This is a genomic window from Aquirhabdus parva (assembly GCF_003351745.1).
Classification (GTDB): domain Bacteria; phylum Pseudomonadota; class Gammaproteobacteria; order Pseudomonadales; family Moraxellaceae; genus Aquirhabdus; species Aquirhabdus parva.
Genome location: NZ_CP031222.1, coordinates 3,452,715 through 3,471,382 on the forward strand (window position 1 = coordinate 3,452,715; position 18,668 = coordinate 3,471,382).

17 protein-coding genes are annotated in these 18,668 nt (G+C 47.7%); 9 read left to right on the forward strand and 8 right to left on the reverse strand.

Annotation, left to right across the window (positions count from 1 at the left end; genetic code table 11):
* Positions 1-238: 238 nt before the first annotated feature.
* The gene (locus HYN46_RS15645; RefSeq protein WP_114900253.1) at positions 239-691 is read left to right on the forward strand and encodes an SRPBCC family protein; all 453 of its coding nucleotides are present in this window, start codon (positions 239-241) and stop codon (positions 689-691) included.
* A 402-nt stretch (positions 692-1,093) separates the two neighbouring features.
* Here the strand turns inward: HYN46_RS15645 and rtcA are convergent, their stop codons facing one another.
* Both rtcA and HYN46_RS15655 read right to left on the reverse strand, forming a co-directional pair.
* Entirely contained in the window at positions 1,094-2,107 is a 1,014-nt protein-coding gene (rtcA, locus tag HYN46_RS15650) for an RNA 3'-terminal phosphate cyclase (protein WP_114900254.1), read from the reverse strand.
* Positions 2,108-2,168: 61 nt separating this feature from the next.
* Positions 2,169-3,398, reverse strand: a complete 1,230-nt coding sequence (locus HYN46_RS15655; RefSeq protein WP_407640807.1) for an RtcB family protein — start codon at positions 3,396-3,398, stop codon at positions 2,169-2,171.
* A 275-nt stretch (positions 3,399-3,673) separates the two neighbouring features.
* Between HYN46_RS15655 and rtcR the strand changes: the two genes are divergently transcribed.
* The 6 genes from rtcR to ntrR all read left to right on the forward strand — a co-directional run bounded on the left by rtcR (position 3,674) and on the right by ntrR (position 10,358).
* Complete coding sequence (rtcR, locus tag HYN46_RS15660) at positions 3,674-5,257, forward strand: RNA repair transcriptional activator RtcR (RefSeq protein ID WP_114900256.1); 1,584 nt, start codon at positions 3,674-3,676, stop codon at positions 5,255-5,257.
* Positions 5,258-5,493: 236 nt separating this feature from the next.
* Entirely contained in the window at positions 5,494-6,480 is a 987-nt protein-coding gene (locus HYN46_RS15665) for a putative solute-binding protein (RefSeq protein WP_114900257.1), read from the forward strand.
* Between the two features lie 98 nt (positions 6,481-6,578).
* Entirely contained in the window at positions 6,579-6,998 is a 420-nt protein-coding gene (gene yidD, locus HYN46_RS15670) for a membrane protein insertion efficiency factor YidD (protein WP_114900258.1), read from the forward strand.
* Positions 6,999-7,182: 184 nt separating this feature from the next.
* Positions 7,183-8,094: a phosphoribosyltransferase family protein gene (locus HYN46_RS15675; RefSeq protein WP_114900259.1), complete on the forward strand. Its 912-nt coding sequence runs from the start codon at positions 7,183-7,185 to the stop codon at positions 8,092-8,094.
* Complete coding sequence (locus tag HYN46_RS15680) at positions 8,091-9,578, forward strand: nicotinate phosphoribosyltransferase (RefSeq protein ID WP_114900260.1); 1,488 nt, start codon at positions 8,091-8,093, stop codon at positions 9,576-9,578. Before HYN46_RS15675 ends, HYN46_RS15680 begins: the two co-directional genes overlap by 4 nt.
* A gap of 27 nt (positions 9,579-9,605) precedes the next feature.
* Positions 9,606-10,358, forward strand: coding sequence for an ADPR responsive transcriptional repressor NtrR (gene ntrR, locus HYN46_RS15685; RefSeq protein WP_114900261.1), 753 nt, complete (start codon positions 9,606-9,608; stop codon positions 10,356-10,358).
* Positions 10,359-10,450: 92 nt separating this feature from the next.
* Here ntrR and HYN46_RS15690 read toward each other — a convergent pair whose 3' ends face one another.
* Genes HYN46_RS15690 through HYN46_RS15705 form a run of 4 tightly spaced genes read right to left on the reverse strand, consistent with a single transcriptional unit; the run spans position 10,451 to position 14,262 of the window.
* Positions 10,451-11,359 (reverse strand): alpha/beta hydrolase, encoded by a 909-nt coding sequence (locus HYN46_RS15690; RefSeq protein ID WP_114900262.1) that lies wholly within the window; start codon positions 11,357-11,359, stop codon positions 10,451-10,453.
* 29 nt (positions 11,360-11,388) lie between these two features.
* The gene (locus HYN46_RS15695; protein ID WP_114900263.1) at positions 11,389-12,237 is read right to left on the reverse strand and encodes an SDR family oxidoreductase; all 849 of its coding nucleotides are present in this window, start codon (positions 12,235-12,237) and stop codon (positions 11,389-11,391) included.
* A gap of 56 nt (positions 12,238-12,293) precedes the next feature.
* Positions 12,294-12,710, reverse strand: coding sequence for an SRPBCC family protein (locus tag HYN46_RS15700; RefSeq protein ID WP_162818263.1), 417 nt, complete (start codon positions 12,708-12,710; stop codon positions 12,294-12,296).
* A gap of 55 nt (positions 12,711-12,765) precedes the next feature.
* A complete protein-coding gene (locus HYN46_RS15705) occupies positions 12,766-14,262 on the reverse strand; it encodes a flavin-containing monooxygenase (protein WP_114900265.1) in 1,497 nt (498 codons plus the stop codon).
* Between the two features lie 206 nt (positions 14,263-14,468).
* Here HYN46_RS15705 and HYN46_RS15710 point away from each other — a divergent pair, with 206 nt between their 5' ends.
* Both HYN46_RS15710 and HYN46_RS15715 read left to right on the forward strand, forming a co-directional pair.
* A complete protein-coding gene (locus HYN46_RS15710; RefSeq protein WP_114900266.1) occupies positions 14,469-15,101 on the forward strand; it encodes a TetR/AcrR family transcriptional regulator in 633 nt (210 codons plus the stop codon).
* Positions 15,102-15,212: 111 nt separating this feature from the next.
* The gene (locus HYN46_RS15715) at positions 15,213-16,253 is read left to right on the forward strand and encodes an SDR family oxidoreductase (RefSeq protein ID WP_114900267.1); all 1,041 of its coding nucleotides are present in this window, start codon (positions 15,213-15,215) and stop codon (positions 16,251-16,253) included.
* A gap of 67 nt (positions 16,254-16,320) precedes the next feature.
* Here the strand turns inward: HYN46_RS15715 and HYN46_RS15720 are convergent, their stop codons facing one another.
* Complete coding sequence (locus tag HYN46_RS15720) at positions 16,321-17,418, reverse strand: fatty acid desaturase family protein (RefSeq protein WP_114900268.1); 1,098 nt, start codon at positions 17,416-17,418, stop codon at positions 16,321-16,323.
* Between the two features lie 61 nt (positions 17,419-17,479).
* A complete protein-coding gene (locus HYN46_RS15725; RefSeq protein ID WP_114900269.1) occupies positions 17,480-18,592 on the reverse strand; it encodes a ferredoxin reductase in 1,113 nt (370 codons plus the stop codon).
* Between the last annotated feature and the right edge of the window lie 76 nt (positions 18,593-18,668).

Sequence of the window (18,668 nt, forward strand, 5' to 3'; positions counted from 1 at the left end):
ACGACCAAGGCTCATTTACACCTATAATAATCATTAAAACAATAAGTTAAATTATTTCTTTCAATCAATATAAAATAGATTTTAAGCCCACGCACTGATGATGCCATCAGAGAATAAAACGTAAGCTCCCTGTTGAATGATCACCAAATACAATGTAAGTTCCATTACGAAACTTATACTACTCTAGTAATCCATCGCGTGATTTAAATACCGCCATTTAACGAATCGAGCCCTCATCATGTCAGTCACCTCCCGTGCCTCACTCTATATGCCTTTTTCAGTCGCACGTGTTTTTAATGCGATGACCGATCCATCGACTTACGAAAAGCTGCCTCTAGTAGACCAAACCTCAGTCGTGCTCGCCGCGCCAGATGGGTCATTCAATGGCATCGGAGCTATTCGAGAACTGCATATCAAAGGCATGGTGATTCAAGAACAGATCACAGGACTTGAGATCAATCAGCGTATGGACTATCTCTTTATTCTCTGGCCACTTCCTCTTATCCATCTGGGGGGTAGCATGATCTTTACGCCTTACAAGAAAGGCACTTTCGTAGAATGGGTATCAACGATTGACAGTAACCAACCTTTAATTCAAAAAACACTGCCGATCATCAAACTGCAAGCCGACTTGGGCCTCAAATTTATGCTGTATCAATTTAAAAAAATCATAGCGGCGCAAGAGGCTTAATTTAAGGATTTCACTATCAATAGTAGATTGAAAAACCTCAAAAAAGCCTGCGATATGAGCAGGCTTTTTTATATCATTTTTTTGTTTTCTTGGTCGTAAGCAATTGCTCAAAGTGCAATTTATGCCAGTGTGTGAGATCACTTTTTTTCTTATTCGCACTGTTTGAATGAGACGGTATGACTGACTGCGATTGACGTTGATTGTTGCTCATTTTCTTCACCTCAAGGCTATGTAAAAAAGATGACAATATCACTTGATTCAAACAACGCGAAAAAAAGCCCCGCTGTGAGGGGCCGCTGAATCAGCTAAATCGAATTACCATACGTAGAGGTGTATGGCCATTCGATTTAAACAGGTGTTTATGAATAACGTATGACAAGACTTTGGATTTTTAAGCTGTTGTTAAACCTCAACCCGAACAACATAATAATCCCGCTGCTCCCCCTCCTCAATCCGAATCTTCGCTGTCAAAAACGTCTCAATCATGAGTGCTTGTGTGCGGGTATGATCCGTAATCTCACGGCAACTAAACTCACCGCCTACGCCAAGCGCCAGAGGCAAAAGTAACTGATCCGCAAGGTGCTCATCGACTGCACAAGTTGCCATCAAATAGCGCTTAACCTCATTAGCCAGTTTCTTGGCGACTTGCTCTGCGGTACGTCCCATCTCGCCAAGTGCCGTAAACACTTCAGTGTGATGCTTGCTTACGACTTCAACAAACGCAGTATTCCCCTGTCCTCGTCCACTCAAATGCAGATAACCTTGGTTGCTCAATGTCAACATCTGGTCAAGAACTGCAAGCTCACGTTCGACAATATGCCCATCTAGGTTCAAGACGCCAGCATAGGCATTCGACTCACGTAACGCACCACGATCAAGCAAGCTCAATGGCTTACGATCCACCCATGGCTGAATGGTCACGTTAATAAGCCCGCCACCGACAGGAAAGAATCCCACTTGCTCACTGAATACCTCTGCCTGTACACCGATCTTAGCCAGTGCAGGTAAAAAACTGCGCTGCACAAAATCCAAGGTCGGCGCCATCGGATTATGAGTCCCGCCTTCGATCTTGAAGGTACTCGGCTGATCTTGCATCATCAAGACAGGCAAGAGCGTTTGCAACACCAACATCGTACTGCCCGCCGAGCCAATCGGAAAATGATAATGCCCCGCCTGTACCGTATGGGGAGTAAAGGTCAGTTCAGTACTGTGCAAATGGTCGCCAACCACAGTCGCGTGTCCTATGGCTTTTGCCGCTTGGACACAGACCAGATGCTGACGCATCAATCCCGGCTTTTTACGTCCTGCACGGATATTGCTCAGGTGAAAAGGCTTACCTGTCAAGAGTGACAGACTGAGCGCCGTCCGCAAAATTTGTCCACCGCCTTCGCCGATGGAACCGTCTAGTTGAAGCATTTTTTTTACTCAATAAAAAAGGAACATACTGTTAGTGCAAGGTGATTATGAAGGAGTAACCTTACCCCTTCACACACACCACCTGACGCAGCGTATACACCACTTCCACCAGTTCACGTTGTGCAAACATCACGGCATCGATGTCTTTATACGCCGATGGGATCTCATCGATCACCCCTTCGTCTTTCCGACATTCCACCCCTTCCGTCTGCGCCACTTGATCGGCCACGGTATAACGCTTCTTCGCTTCAGTACGGCTCATTACGCGTCCTGCACCATGCGAGCAGGAGCAAAACGATTGCTCATTTCCCAGACCACGGACGATAAATGACTTCGCACCCATTGATCCCGGGATAATCCCATACTCACCCAGACGCGCCCGCACCGCACCTTTACGTGTTACCAATACCTCTTCACCGAAGTGCAGCTCACGGTCCACATAGTTATGATGACAGTTCACTGCTTCAACACGGGCATCAAAGGCACGCGGAATCACATTGCGTAGGGCCTTCAAGGCGTTTTCCATCATGATCTCACGGTTGGTCATCGCGAAGCGCTGTGCCCAACCTACCGCAAACCAGTAGTCATCAAAGTGCTCGGTCCCTTCTGGGAAGTACGCCAAGTCTCGATCAGGCAGGTTGATAAAATGCGTTTGCATATCTTTCCGCGCCTGCTCAATGAAATGGTTTCCAATCGCGTTCCCCACCCCACGCGACCCTGAGTGCAGCATGATCCACACTGAATCGTGCTCATCCAGACACACTTCAACAAAGTGGTTACCCGTTCCCAGTGTCCCCAGATGCTTACGGTTGTTAGTGTTTTTCAGCTTCGGATTCTTCGCGCAGATGAGATCGAAGTCATCAGCCAATCCCGCCCAAGCCTGATCTACACGCTCAGGTGCGTCATGCCATGATCCCCGATCGCGTCCACTACGCTTCGGCGTCATTCCGTGTGGAATCAAACGCTCAAGCTCTGTCCGCAGACCAGACAAGTTATCGGGTAGATCTGATGCAGTCAGGCTAGTTTTCACCGCCATCATTCCACATCCGATATCCACACCCACCGCAGCAGGAATAATCGCGCCTTTAGTCGGGATCACACTCCCGATCGTGGCACCAATTCCCACATGCACGTCCGGCATCACGGCCATCCACTTATAGATAAAAGGCATCTTTGCCGCTTTGATCAGTTGGCTCTTGGCACCCTCTTCAACAGGCACGCCTTGCGTCCACATCTTGATCGGCACACCGCCTTCAGCCTGCATCACATCGTGCAGACGTTCAGCGGGCATATGGGTCGCTGTTTCAATCATCGAGGTGTTCATTTTCTTCATCCTTATTCATATCTAATTGATTACACCATTATCATTGCCAGAGGCGTGCCAACCCTTTACTATTCGCAAAAATTAACTATTAACTAGATGTTTTTAATAAATTAAATAAAAATTAGCACAATAATTTATTTGAATAGCTCCAATATTTAAAGACAAATAACTAGATTATAAGATAGCTAATTAGAGAATATGCTAGGATAAAACTATCGCGTATTTTGCAGAGGCTCACGGGTATGAGCAAACCTACCATCGTTTTAGGTTTTGTCGGTTCCACCTTTGATCAGGGCTATAAAGAAGATCGGTGGCTGCGCTGGCGCCCGACGATCAGTCTATGTATGCAGGAAGACTTGCATATCGATGAACTGCATCTACTGCATGACCCACGCGACAAACGCCTAATCAAACAAGTCAAAGCCGATATCGCACAAGTGTCACCGCTCACTAAGGTGGTGGCAATCCCCTTCACCTTGCGCGATGCATGGGACTTTGCCGAAGTCTATGGCGCACTCTACGACTGGGTACGCGCCTTTCGCTTTGACCCCATGCAAAACGATTACTTGCTGCATATCACCACGGGAACGCACGTGGTACAGATTTGCTGGTACTTGCTGTTGGAATCGCACTATTTACCAGCACGAATTATTCAAAGCTCACCAAGCGCAACGCGTGAGCCACAAGGTAAATACCATCTGATTGATCTGGATCTGTCACGGTACGACAGTCTACGGACGCGGCTAGAAGCTGAACAACAAGCCAATTGGCAACAACTTAAAGCCGATATTGCCACTCGCAATCCCGCTTTCAATCGTCTGATCACCGAAGTCGAGAAAGTCGCGACGCGCTCCACAGCACCGATCTTGATCATGGGTGCAACAGGTGCTGGAAAATCACACCTTGCCAAGCAGATTTACGAACTCAAAAAAGACCGCTTTCGCCTGACGGGACGCTTTGTTGATGTTAACTGTGCGACTCTGCGCGGCGACAGCGCCATGTCAGCACTGTTTGGACATATCAAAGGCGCATTTACAGGTGCTGCCACCAGTCGTGCAGGACTGCTCAAAAGTGCAGATGGCGGCTTACTCTTTTTAGATGAGATTGGTGAAATTGGCTTGGATGAACAAGCCATGCTGCTTAAAGCGCTTGAAGACAAGAGTTTTTTTCCTGTCGGTAGTGATAAAGAAGAACGTGCTGATTTTCAGCTCATTGCAGGAACCAACCGTGATCTGCGTGAAGAAGTCTTAAAAGGCACCTTCCGCGAGGACCTGTTCGCACGGCTCAATACCTGGACCTTTGATCTGCCCGCGCTCAAAGACCGTACCGAAGATATCGAGCCTAACTTGTTGTTTGAGTTAGAGCGCTATAGCCTAGCTCAACAGCGCCAATTACGCTTTCACCGAGAAGCACTGGATCGTTATTTGAATTTTGCTCGGACTGGCGAAGCACTATGGCGTGGGAACTTTCGTGATCTGTCGGCGAGTTTAATCCGCATGGCCACACTGACTGAAGGCTCACGCATCACCCTTGAGAATGTAGAAGATGAAATTCTACGACTCAAAAGACTGTGGTCGGTTGACCAGCCCCAAGCGGATGTTCTCACCGACCTACTAGGTCAAGAGGCACTATCTCAAATTGATGAATTTGATCGTATTCAGCTCAGCGGGGTAGTTGAAGTTTGTCAGAAATCCAAATCAATGGCCGACGCTGGTCGGCAACTCTTTTCTGCATCGCGTGCCCAAAAGGCCACATCCAATGACAGTGACCGCTTGCGTAAATATCTAACGCGCTTTGGACTTAACTGGGAGAATATCCGGTCATAAAAAGTTCTGGCCGAAATTGAAAAGAATATCCCCTTGTGCCATAGCTTTTGGTCTGAAAGTTATCAATAAATTTTACAATCTGATGCATCGGCTCAAATTTTTGGGTAACATCACGCCCAAGCATTGAGCAACGACCTGCAACGTGCCGTGGCAACTCCCCTTGAAAATGGAACTCGACAGGGGCAGAACCATCGTAGAACACAACGATAAAAAATAAGTAATAGGGATATTCAAAAATGAAAGCAAAAGTGATTTTTGCCGTAACAACGCTTATTGCCGCAAGTTCAGTAAACGCTCAAACCCTGTGCGTATTCGACCTCTTGGGTGCGCAGGGTGATAGCTATGCACTCATGAAAGACTATGCCCTTGCAGCCAAGCAATGGGGCGCTAACATTACTTTAAAACCTTACCCTGATGAACGACTTGCCGTTGAAGACTTCAAGGCTGGACAGTGCGATGCGGTATCCTTGACAGGTATACGGGTCCACCCCTTTAACAGTTTCGTGGCTTCGATTGATGCCATAGGCAGTGTACCGAACAACACCGCAGCAAAAACGATTTTAACACTGATGGCAAATCCTAAGCTTGCACCCGATATGGTCTATAAGAACTATGAGGTTGCAGGCGTGACGTCATACGGTCCTGCTTATATTATGATTCGAGACCGTAAAATTAACTCCCTCATGAAAGCCACCGGAATCAAGTTTGGCGTGTACGACTACGATAAAGCGGAAGCCATGATGGTTGAAAAGATGGGGGGACAGCCCGTTGCCAGTGACTTAATGAATATTGGCGGTAAGTTTAACAATGGACAGATTGATGCATTGGGTATGCCTGCTATTGGATTCCGCCCCTTGGAACTGGCTAAAGGACTCGGAACTAAAGGGGGGATATTTCGCTTCCCCGTGGTTCATGTCACTTACGACATTATCATTCATCAGAATAGATTTCCTGACGGCTACGGTCAAAACAGCCGGAATTGGGTTGTAGGACTGATTGGTCGGGCCTTCGAGACGACGAACAAAATCGAAAAAGGCATTGATCCTAAATATTGGGAAGAACTTCCTGCCAACGATAAACTTGGGTATGTCAAACTTATGCGTGAAGCTCGCATCAGTTTGACTAACCAAGGTTTTTACGATAAGAAAATGATGGCACTGCTTAAAAAAGTACGCTGTGCCTTGGATCCCAGCAGCTTTGAATGTTCTTTGACGGGAGAGTAAGTGCGCTAAAGCACTTACTGATTGATTATGATTCTAGAATGTCGCGATAATCCTTCGCGACTAGACACCCCTATCCATAAGCATTGAGTCTCAACTCCGTGAAAATATTTGTTTTGCTGATGATTCGGTTCTATCAGCGCTTTCTATCCCCAATCAAGGGCTACTCATGTGCGTATCGTGTCTATACAGGACAAGACAGTTGCTCCGCGTATGGCTACAAGGTGATTGATCGTTATGGCGCTTTTATCGGTTATCGACTGATTCAAAGACGGATCAGAAAATGCAGCGAAGTGATTCAGCAGCAGAACGACCGCCGCGGTACAAAACGATATCAACCTCGATATCAGTCTGGGGATTGCGATCCGGGTTGTGACTCTTTTGATTTACCCAGTTGTGACTCGTCTGATTTATCTGATCTTTGTACGCTCCCCTGCGACTCATGTGATCTTGATTTTTCTAACGATAAGAAAAAAGACCAAAAACCCATGAAATATCAGCCCCTCCCTGAAAAGATTTGATCAATCAAAAATCAAATCATTTTACCTTCACAAAAAGGCTGAACATAAAAAGTCTACGTCGTACGCACTTTCTAACGCAATCAAGATTTAGATTAAAAAAAAATCTCAAAATTAATCTTGCAATATATAGTGGCTTTATGCCACTATATATTTACACCAGAGATAAAGAACCCCAGAGGTTTGTATGTCGATTCAAGTGATAGCAAAAAACGGAACTATTGTTCCTATCAAATTCCTTCAGTTTTCAGGTGGTGAGCGCCATGTTCAAATCGCTGAAGCTGAATTCAATAGCCTCAATGGCAACGTCACGGTTCGTGCCCGTATGCAATCCAGCAATGACGTGATGGATTATGTGCTACTTGAGAACGTGCTGCTTGATGCAGGTTGCACTATCGACCTTGAGATCCCTTATTTTCCTTACGCCCGCCAAGATCGGGTTTGTGCTACGGGTCAGGCATTCTCACTCAACATCATGACACGTTTGTTAAACATAAATGCGAGTGGAGAGACCGCAGGGCTACAACGCAGCATCAAAGTCTGGGATTGCCATAGTCAGGTCACAACGCGCTTACTTCGCGAAAATACCCACTTCGCTCATGTCACCAATATCAGCCCCGCAGAAATCATTCAGCAATCAAACACGCTATTAAGTATCTTGCAAGAGGAGAAGACTGTCTTGATTTGTCCAGATCAGGGGGCGAAACAACGCACAAAACTGATTGCCGATAGTCTAAATCTAACCGATGCCGCATCACGCATTATCTACTGTGAGAAGAAAAGAGATCCTGCGACAGGCAAGATTTTAAATGCCAAGGTCAATGCCACCGACCTTACAGGCTATACCGCTGTGATTACCGATGACATCTGTGATGGCGGGGCTACCTTTATCGGCATTGCGCAAGAGCTGCGTAAGCTCAATTGCAAGACCATTATTTTATACGTCACTCACGGCATCTTTAGTCGGGGCTTGGGTGTCTTTTCAGGACTCATCGATCAGATATTCACGACTGATAGTTTTCCGCAGGAACCATCCGACTTACTCAACGTTATCAACTTTTCAGCCCCATTTTCTCTAGACCAAGGAGACCAATCATGAGTATCAAAATTAATCCACTCAATGCCATCGACTTCTATAAAGCCGATCATCGCCGTCAGTACCCTGAAGGGACTGAATATGTCTACGCCAACTTTACGCCTCGCTCTTCACGCCTCGCCAAGATGTTGCCAGACTTTGATGATCGCGTGGTGTTCTTTGGCTTGCAGGGTTTTATCAAACACTTCTTGATTGATACCTGGAGTGAAGGTTTCTTCAGTCAACCAAAAGATAAAGTGGTTGCGGCTTATAAACGCCGCATGGACAATTCGCTTGGTGAAGGCGCAGTACCTGTTGATCACATTGCCGCCCTCCACGATCTAGGCTATTTGCCGTTGTGTATCAAAGCCCTACCTGAAGGCAGCCGTGTCAATATGCGTGTACCCGTGCTGACGCTGGTAAATACAGACCCCAATTTCTTCTGGTTAACCAACTATATTGAAACGGTACTCAGCGCTGAACTATGGAAATCATGCACAACTGCCTCGATCGCGTATGAATATAAACGCTTGCTCACTCAATATGCCGAGAAAACTGGTGCTCCTCTCGACTTTGTTGCCTTACAAGGTCATGATTTCAGTAGCCGCGGCATGAGCGGTATCTATGATGCCGCACAGACTGGTGTCGGTCACTTAACCAGTTTCATCGGTACCGATTCGGTAGCATCCATTGATTATGCTGAAGAATACTACGGTGCAACGGGCGTGGTAGGTGTATCGGTTCCTGCAACCGAGCACAGCGTGATGTGTATGGGCACGGAAGGTAATGAACTTGAGACCTTTAGACGCTTGATCTGTGACTTGTACCCATCAGGAATCGTCAGTATCGTTTCGGATACTTGGGATTTCTGGCGTGTGATCACTGAGTTTACTGTTGCTTTGAAAACCGAGATATTAAATCGCAAGCCGAATGCGCTGGGTCTTGCCAAGATGGTGCTGCGTCCAGATTCAGGTGACCCAGTGAAGATTATTTGCGGTGACCCAGAGGCACCCATCGACAGCCCGGCTTACAAAGGTGCAGTGCAATGTCTCTGGGACATCTTTGGCGGCACGACAAGTGATAAAGGCTATAAAATGCTCAATGAACGCGTCGGCTTGATCTACGGAGACTCGATCACTCTGGCGCGTGCTCAAGCGATTCTGTCGGGTCTTGAAGCCAAGGGGTTTGCCTCATCCAACATCGTATTCGGCATTGGCAGTTATACTTATAACTTCCTGACCCGAGATACCTTTGGTTTTGCCGTCAAGGCAACATGGGGTCAGGTCAACGGTATCGGACGTGAACTGTTCAAAGATCCGATTACTGATTCAGGCGTCAAAAAATCGGCTAAAGGTTTGCTGCGTGTTGAGCAGACTGCAAATGGCTTTGAGCTTTTTGACCAGCAAACGCCTGAACAAGAGCAAAATGGTGCACTTGCTGTGGTTTTCGAAAACGGTAAGATCGTTAAGGAAGTTACCCTTGATGAAATACGTGCCCGTTTAAGCTAATGCCATAACCCAGAAGGAAATAGCAATATGTCGATGTCAGAAAAAGAGTTCTTACAAAACTATAATGCGCGGGACTATGACGCCCCGCTGATGTCAGTCGACATGGCGATATTTTCAGTGCTTGCAGGGCGCCTGCAAGTGCTGCTCATTCAACGGGCTAACTTCCCGAGAAAAGGAGAATGGGCACTGCCCGGTGGATTTATCAATCTAGTCAGCGATCAAACTTTGCTTGCCACGGCACACCGCAAGCTCTTTGAAAAAACGGGGATCGCTTCGCCCTATCTTGAACAAGTGGCGACGATAGGTAATGCGACCCGTGATCCGCGCGGCTGGTCGGTCACGGCTCTCTACTTTGCCTTAATTGATTTCAAAGCGTTCCAACAGCAGGAATCTCAGTTGCTTGAACACTGCGAATGGATTGATGTAGAAAAGGCACGCGTAATGCCACTCGCTTTTGATCACCATGAGCTGCTTGAGGCCGCTATCGAACGTTTGATCAATAAAACCCGCTATACCGCCCTACCGGTCAGCCTACTACCGGCACTATTCACACTGACGGAACTTCAGCATATTTATGAAATCATTCTAGGGCAGTCGCTGGATAAAAAAGCTTTCCGCAGACGGATGATCGAAGCTGGAGCCGTGATTGAAACGGGTCAAAGTAAGGTTGTCGGAAAACGGCCCGCACAGCTCTACCGTTTTAATGCCGCATCTTTTGATTTCACTTTTCCAAGATCGTTAGAACTACCGAAGACCCAAAACGAAAACGTTTCGCCTTGAGCCCTTCTGATATCAACCGCTCTAAGCAACTCCTCTTAAGCGCGACGCACCACATTTAAAATTTTAAAAAAGATGATTCTACTGCGAGATCATCACCCGCCCGTGTGCTGCTTAACAAACAACGCAATCTGATTAGTCGCCTGATCAGCCACAGGAAAAAATGCATTAAACATCTGAAAGTTATGCCACATGCCATCAAAAATCTGGCAATCAACATCTACACCCGCAGCCCGCGCAAGCTCAGTCAAACGCAAGGCATCATCCAGCAAAATTTCCTCACTTCCGACTTGTATCAGTAAGGATGGCAAGCCTCGTAGATCGGCAAAAAGTGGGGATACCCGAGGATCATGGGTTTTTATTGAACGATGATAGCCAAGTGATCCGCGTCGTAGTGCATATGCAGTTAGCATAGGATCACGTGTTTTTAACGTCGTAATCGATGCCGCGCTAAGGGTCATGTCGACATAAGGCGAAATCATAAACAACCCAGCGGGCAACGCCAGACCTTGATCACGGAGTAGAACAGACAAACTGAGGATGTGCGCACATCCCGCTGAATCACCGCCTAAAACAATATTATGTGGATCATACCCCAGAGCCAGTAATGCCCGATAAGCCGCTAAACCATCATCCAGTGCGGCAGGATAAGGATATTCAGGGGCTAATCGGTACTCCAGCATATAGACAACGGCTTGCGCACGTGCTGCAAACTCAGCCCCTAAGGCACGATGGGTCTTTGCAGAACCAGTAAAGAATGCACCGCCATGCAAATGAAGAATAACCTTGTCGGTTTTTTGCTGAGGACTTAAACGTTCAGCACGAATACCCCCAATGGTCACCGACTCGACCTGCACATCTTCCCGAACCTTAAACAACTGAGCACTTTGCTCCATCCCACTACGTAACACCGCAACAGGTAAGGGAAGAAGGCTAGGCAGCTTGAAAGAAAGTCGGAGGCCAGCTTTGATGGTGAGACGGGCGAGATCGTTTTTAATACTCATGCTAATTTTCTTGATATGTTTAATAAAGTTTATTTTTTTACCGCAAGCTTGGCTATACGCTGTTCATAACCCGCATGCGCTTTATGATCCAAGTTCGTCAGGATTCGATTGTCCCCCAGTATACGACGACCACGTTCCTGCAACCAGCTGGGCACTAACCCGTAAAGTGCATGTGCCGTCTGCAAATAGTCCGGTACCGCGACCATCAAGCGGGGGTGACGGACAGCATTGACCACAGCTTGTGCAACCTCTTGTGGACTGACCGCAGGGATACCGCGACCTGCATCATCGGTGCCTGAGGCCAACTCAGTGGTCACTTTAGAAGGCATGATGATGGTGAAATTTACCCCTGAACCCCGATTCTCTGCCGCAACGGCTTCGGTCATCCCTACCACAGCAAACTTGGTTCCGGTATACACAGCAGCTCCCGGTATAGCAAAGCGTCCAGCCAATGATGCGATATTCACGATATGCCCACGATGACGTGTCAGCATGCCTGGCAGCGCCAGTTGCGTGCCGTAAAACACACCGCGGAAGTTGATGTCGATTTGCGCTTCGGCAAGCGCTGGATCTTCATTGGTAAATGCACCCATCGGCATGATCCCTGCGTTGTTCACCAATACATCGATCGGTCCCAATGCAGTCTCGGTAGCGTCCAAAAATGCTGTAAAAGACTCCCGACTCCGCACATCCAACCGTGCAGCAAAAATGCCAAGGCGCTGAGCTTCTTTTTCAGCCAGCGCGACATCGATATCCCCAATACTCACCTTGGCGCCTGCAGCAAGCATAGCTTCGGTAATTGCTAGTCCAATCCCGCGCGCCCCGCCTGTGACAGCAACCACGGCCCCTTCCAGGTTCAACGCTTTAGTGCGTGCCATATCCATTTCCTTAAAATTTATAATGTTATTAAAACCCACAGATTAATTCTCGGACTTTACTTCAATCGTTTTAAACCCAGTCTTAAACCCAGCTTCAAAACGTGCTGTACGACTGCACCCACAAATGGCAGCGATGAATCGTATTTAATCCGCCAGATCACCTGTGAACCCGAAGCGGTTTGATCAAAAACCAATGCTCCAATATGATTTTTAAGCGGCGCACCACCGCGACTAATCCGATAATCAATCGAACGATTCGGCTCAACCGCAACCACAGTTTCCTCAACCGTCAGAGGCCAAATTCCCATGCGGCGTACCGAACCAGCGCCATTGACCCCATCATTGCCATTAATCACACGTTTGACCGGAATACCCAGTACCCGCCCTAATTGATTATGGTCTGACAGGGTTTGAAAAATCGTTTCAACAGGCTTTTGATAATTTTGAGTCACTTCGATGAAGTACTTTGTCATGGCGTTCTCCAGCATCGTTGGCAGTAAAAGATGAATCAATTAAATGAGGATTTATTTACTTGACGTCATAATCCGCAAGCTGGACGTGATGCAATTTATGCTTGATCACAACGCCATACTCTGGCCAGACGAAATGATTACGACCGGCGTCATCTAAGTAGTAGCTTTTGCAGACATCTGGACGGATCGGCATCCGTTCGAGCAATTTATCGATGCGGGTATTAAAGTCATCTTGAACGTTCTTTTTGACTTCAATGCGTTGAATCTCGGCATCATGAATCGCCTTAATGGCTTTTGAGATATAGACGGCCTGTTGCTCCGCAGTCCACATCACCGAGCCTTGGACGTTATTGGAGTTCGGACCCAGCATCATGAACATATTCGGGAAACCATGGATTGCCATGCCTTGATAGGCACGCGGCTGGCCCTGCCAAACTTCGCTCAAGGTGCGACCATCGGCACCTTTGATAATGCGATAGATTGCTGGCTCCGCGACCGCATAACCCGTACCAAAGATAATGGTATCCACAGGGTATTCACGACCATTGTCAGCAACCACGCCGGTTTCAGTAATGTGTGATAAACCTTGAAAGACCACATGGACATTCGGTTTCGCAAGCGCCGCATACCACTCATTGGAAAACATCGGACGCTTACAACCCAGCGTATGATCAGGAGTCAGCTTCTCCCGCATCCCCGGATCGGTGATGGAGCGACGGATGTTATACAGACCAATAGGGTGTGTCGCTGCACGGAGTACACGCTCGCGCATAAAGATCGGTAATGATGGCTCAAGGCCAAGTAATGCGGTTTCACGTACCAACTTTTGTACTGTTGGAATCTTCTTGAAAATCTGACTCACCACCTTTGGCATCGCAAAATCTGGTTTAGGCAGTACCCAGGATGGTGTGCGCTGAAAGCTGATCAGGGTTTTAACTTTGGGCTGTATCGCTGGTAAGAACTGAATTGCCGAGGCACCACTACCAATCACGGCAACACGCTCACCCGTCAAGTCATGTTCATGATTCCACATCCCTGAATGAAAAATCGTGCCCTTAAAGCTGTCTTGCCCCGGAAAAGACGGCATTTTCGCTTCGCCGATAAATCCAGTTGCCGAAACCAATATCTTGGCGGAGTACGCATCACCTGCCGTGGTCGTGATCTGCCAACGCTCGGCTTTGCTATCCCAGTGCGCATCATTGACTTCGGTGTTCAAGCGAATGTGATTGACGATCTCAAACTGATGCGCAACATCCTCCAGATATTTCTGAATCTCCGCTTGCGGGGCGTAAGTGCGTGACCAATTCGGATTTGGCGCAAAACCCAGTGAGTACATTTCACTCGGAACATCACAGCGTAAACCCGGATAGTCATTGAGTGCCCATGTGCCCCCAATGCGACTCGCTAGATCCAGAATCACGGTATTGGTGATGCCAAGCGCCTTGAGCTTGATACAAGCACTTAATCCGGAAGGTCCTGCACCGATGATCAGTACATCCACAGTCTGGGGGGATGGTTTTTTAGGGCGTACCGCTTTGCTACTCGCAGTCATGGATTTACTCCAGTGGATCCAATAATCAGTTTCGATCAGGACATCTTGCTGTGCTCAGCAATCAATGTCATTCACGCAAATCACCATAATGTCACTTGATCTGGAACATCAGACCAATTTCGGAACAGTTAATCATTTTCGGAATGACGTGTCAATTTTATTTAACAAGGGTCGCCAATCCATCGACAATCAGCTATGATTCCCTCATGAACGATACCCCCACTCTCTCTCGAGCCGAACGCAATCGCCTGCAACTGCGCGCGGATATCATCCAAACCGCTTTTGAAGAGTTTTCTGCCAAGGGCTACCATCAAACTGCCATTTCCGATATTGCGAAACGGTTGGGCATTGGGCACGGTACCTTTTACCGCCACTTTGAAAATAAACGCGATATCCTTGAGCACGTGATCAATGATGTCAGTGCCAAGATCATCAATGCGCTCTCGGCGGAAAATGCACCCACCGCGGTAGCCACCCTTGAGGGTTATCGCGAGCAAACCGCGCGTATCGCCAAAAGCCTCACCGCTATTTTTGCGGAAAACCCCGGCGTTGCCCGACTGATCCTTTTTGAAGCGACCTCCATTGATGAAGAGATGACCCAGCGCTTGCTCAACCTGTTGGACTGGGGCGGACGCCTCACGGCAAGCTATATGGAAAATGGCGTGAAGTTAGGTTTTTTCCGCGCCGACCTCGATACCGAAGCAACGGGTCATGCCGTAATCGGGATGATTTTGATGAGTGTCGTTCGCTTCTTGAACACGCCGGATGATCGTGAAGCGCAGAAGAAATTTGGCGATGCAATCCAGCGTTTACTGGTTGATGGCGTTGCACGACGTTAAAGATTTAAAGAACTGACCCTTTATATGTCATATTGACGACTCGTATAACGCGTTAAACTGCGGTGACCTGCACAAAATTTATAATGCCTTAAACTTTTTTGGGAATCGAGTATGAGCACCATTTTGGTCACCGGCGGTTCGGGTTTTATCGCCAATCACATATTGATTCGGCTACTCAGTCAAGGACATCAAGTCCGCACGACTGTCCGCAACATCAACCGCGCAGCTGATGTCCGTGCCATGATCCATGAAGGCGGCATCGATCCTAATGAGGGTCTCTTTTTCTTTGTTGCTGATCTTGAACAAGATCAGGGCTGGGCAGAAGCCGTCGCAGGCTGTGACTACGTACTGCATGTCGCCTCGCCTTTTCCTGCGCAGGCGCCTCAGCATGAAGACGATCTGATTATCCCTGCCCGCGAAGGCACCTTACGTGTGCTCCGTGCAGCACGAGATGCTGGGGTAAAACGCGTTGTACTCACCTCGTCTTTTGCAGCGATTGGTTATGGTCATCCCGAGCAACACCTGCCATTTGACGAAACCACATGGACCAATCTGGATAGTCCAGATGTCACGGCTTATGCCAAATCAAAGACTATTGCAGAACGAGCAGCTTGGGATTTCATCGCCCATGAAGGCGGTAGCCTTGAATTATCGGTCATCAATCCTGTCGCCGTATTTGGCCCAGTTTTAAGTGCAGATTATTCATCATCCATTACCCTGATTTATAACATGCTGACTGGCAAGCTTCCCAGTTGCCCTAAACTCTATTTTGGCGGTGTGGATGTCCGGGATGTGGTGGAGTTGCATCTGCATGCAATGACTCACTCGGCAGCAAAAGGAGAACGCTTTATTGCGGTTGCAGGCAACTTCCTGACGGTACGTGATGTTGCGCGGACGCTTAAAATGGGTCTGGGGCATGCAGCAGACAAAGTGCCCAATTCAGAATCGCCCAATTGGCTCGTGCGTTTAACAGCGCTGTTTAATCCCACCGTCAAACAAATTTTGCCGGAGTTGGGAAAATTCAAAAATGCCACCAGTCTAAAAGCCCAAGAACGCCTAGGCTGGCAGCCTAGGAGCAGTGAAGTCGCCATCATTGCTTCGGCACAAAGTCTGATCCAACTGGGGCTGCTGAAGAAAGCCAAGCCGGACTAACACCCTCATGTCCTATAAAAAATACCGCGATTGATCGCGGTATTTTTTATGGCAATGACGCTCAGGCTTAGGCCGCTGTCATATTCGGAAAGAGTCCTACACGCTTTACTTTGGATGGGAAGGCATGACGCAGAATACGCCAGCCCACTTGAGCATACTGACTGATAAACGATCCTTCATTGTAGTGCTGATCATAGCGCTTACAGATGTCTTTAATCTCAACCGACAACGACTCATAGCGCCATGCGGGGATATCAGGGAACAAATGATGCTCAATCTGGTGACTCAGATTACCCGACATAATGTTAAAGATCTTACCGCCCGTGAGGTTGGATGACCCCCGAATCTGACGCATATACCAGTGTCCACGGCTTTCATTCTTCAGCACACTTTTTGAAAAAATCTCGACATCCTGAGTGAAGTGACCACAGAAAATGATGGAGAAGGTCCAGACATTGCGAATGCCATTGGCCACAAAATTACCTGCGAAGACGGGTAAAAACATGGGTCCTGCCAACACAGGAAATACCACATAGTCTTTAAGCAGTTGGCGAATCATCTTTTGTTTGGTCGGTTCAAACTCGACTTTAAAATCTTTCATCGATTTCTTGCCGTTAAACAGTAACCCTAAACGCAGTTCCTGAATCGCTACGCCCCATTGAAACAACAAAGCAAAGATCACGGCATAGACTGGTTGACCCAAAAAGAACGGCTTCCAGCGCTGCTCAGGAAACAAGCGTAGCACGCCATAGCCAACATCATCGTCTACCCCTTTGATATTGGTGTAGGTATGGTGCATATAGTTATGGGTTTTACGCCAATGATCACTGGTGCCAACAATATCCCACTCATAGGTTTTGCCATTCAGCGTTGGATCACCCATCCAGTCATATTGACCATGCATGACGTTATGCCCAAGCTCCATATTCTCAAGGATCTTCGACACACCCAGCACTGCCGTACCTGCAACCCATGCGGGTGGGAAGAAGCTGGCCATCAGCAGCGCACGACCTGCCGCGTTGCTATAACGCACCGCCTTTACAATCCGACGGATATATTTGGCATCTTTCTCGCCCAGATCCGCCAGCGTGCGCGCACGCAGAGCGTCAATCTCTGCGGCGAATTGGACTAGCTCGTCTTCACTTAAATTTCTGCTTAATGACATAATGGATTCGCTCTTCGCCTAATTTTATGGTTCAAATGTTGTAATAGTTCATCGCTGTGTCTTACAAATCCAGCGTGAGGTCAGAACGCGCGCTGCTGACGCAAATTCGCACACTGTCTCCCGCTTCGCTATGACGATCTTTAGTCAGGACATGCTCGGTAGTCCCGGCGTGTTTGATACAGGCACAGGTGTTACAAATGCCCATGCGGCAACCTGAGGCTGGTTTTAACCCTTGTGCCTCTAGTGCAGCCAGTAGTGGCTGACCCACAGGAACACTGACTGTACGATTGCTCTTCGTTAACTGAACATTGATCCGTGCACCGTCCGTCTCTGCCAGCAATGGCAAGCTAAATGCCTCACCATAAAAGCCATGCGCCTGTGCTTCGGTCAACTCTCGTGCCAGTTCCACAAATCCCGCAGGGCCACAGGCATAGACGATCTGTTCATCCAGATCGCTGACCAGACTTGCGAATAATTCCGCATTAATACGTTCATTCAGTTCATGAGGTTGAACACGATCTTCTTGGGTCAATGCATAGTGAACACGAAAATTGGGATATGCCTCAGCCAGTTGGTTGAACTCCATGGCATTGCACAGTTCATCACGTGTCTGCGCCCAATAGATTAAAGTCAGCGACCCCACAGCACCTTGCGCTACCCAGTGACGCACCAGACTGATAAACGGGGTAATGCCACTACCCGCGGCCAAAAAAGTGTGTTTCAACTGTTGGTCAGAGAGAGTCATAGCTCCAAATGCATCGCCCACCTCAATGACATCACCAACGCTCGCCTGATCAATCAACCAGTTACTCACCTTACCACCCGCCATGCGCTTGACGGTGATGGTGAATACACCGTTCTGATTCGGGATAAAACTTGGGCTATAACTGCGACTCAACCGTATGCCATTGATCTCAGCCACGATATTGACGTGTTGTCCTGCCAAAAAAGACTGGACATGGCGATTAGGTTTTAGAGTCAGTGTGATGGCGTCTTTTGCCGCTGTTTCTTTTGCGACAATCCGCGCCAACGGGCGCTGCCATGACCACGCCGCATTTATATGACTCGCCCAAAAATCAAAGGTAGTAGGCGAAAAAACAGACTCAACAACGGATTGAAGCAATGAGCTGTGTTGGATGTTCTGACTTGATTTTGGAATTATCTGTTGATTCAATTTTATTAATCCTCATGCGATTACCAATTATTATACACATGTATAGACAATCGTAAACTAATTTGTTTATTTTATG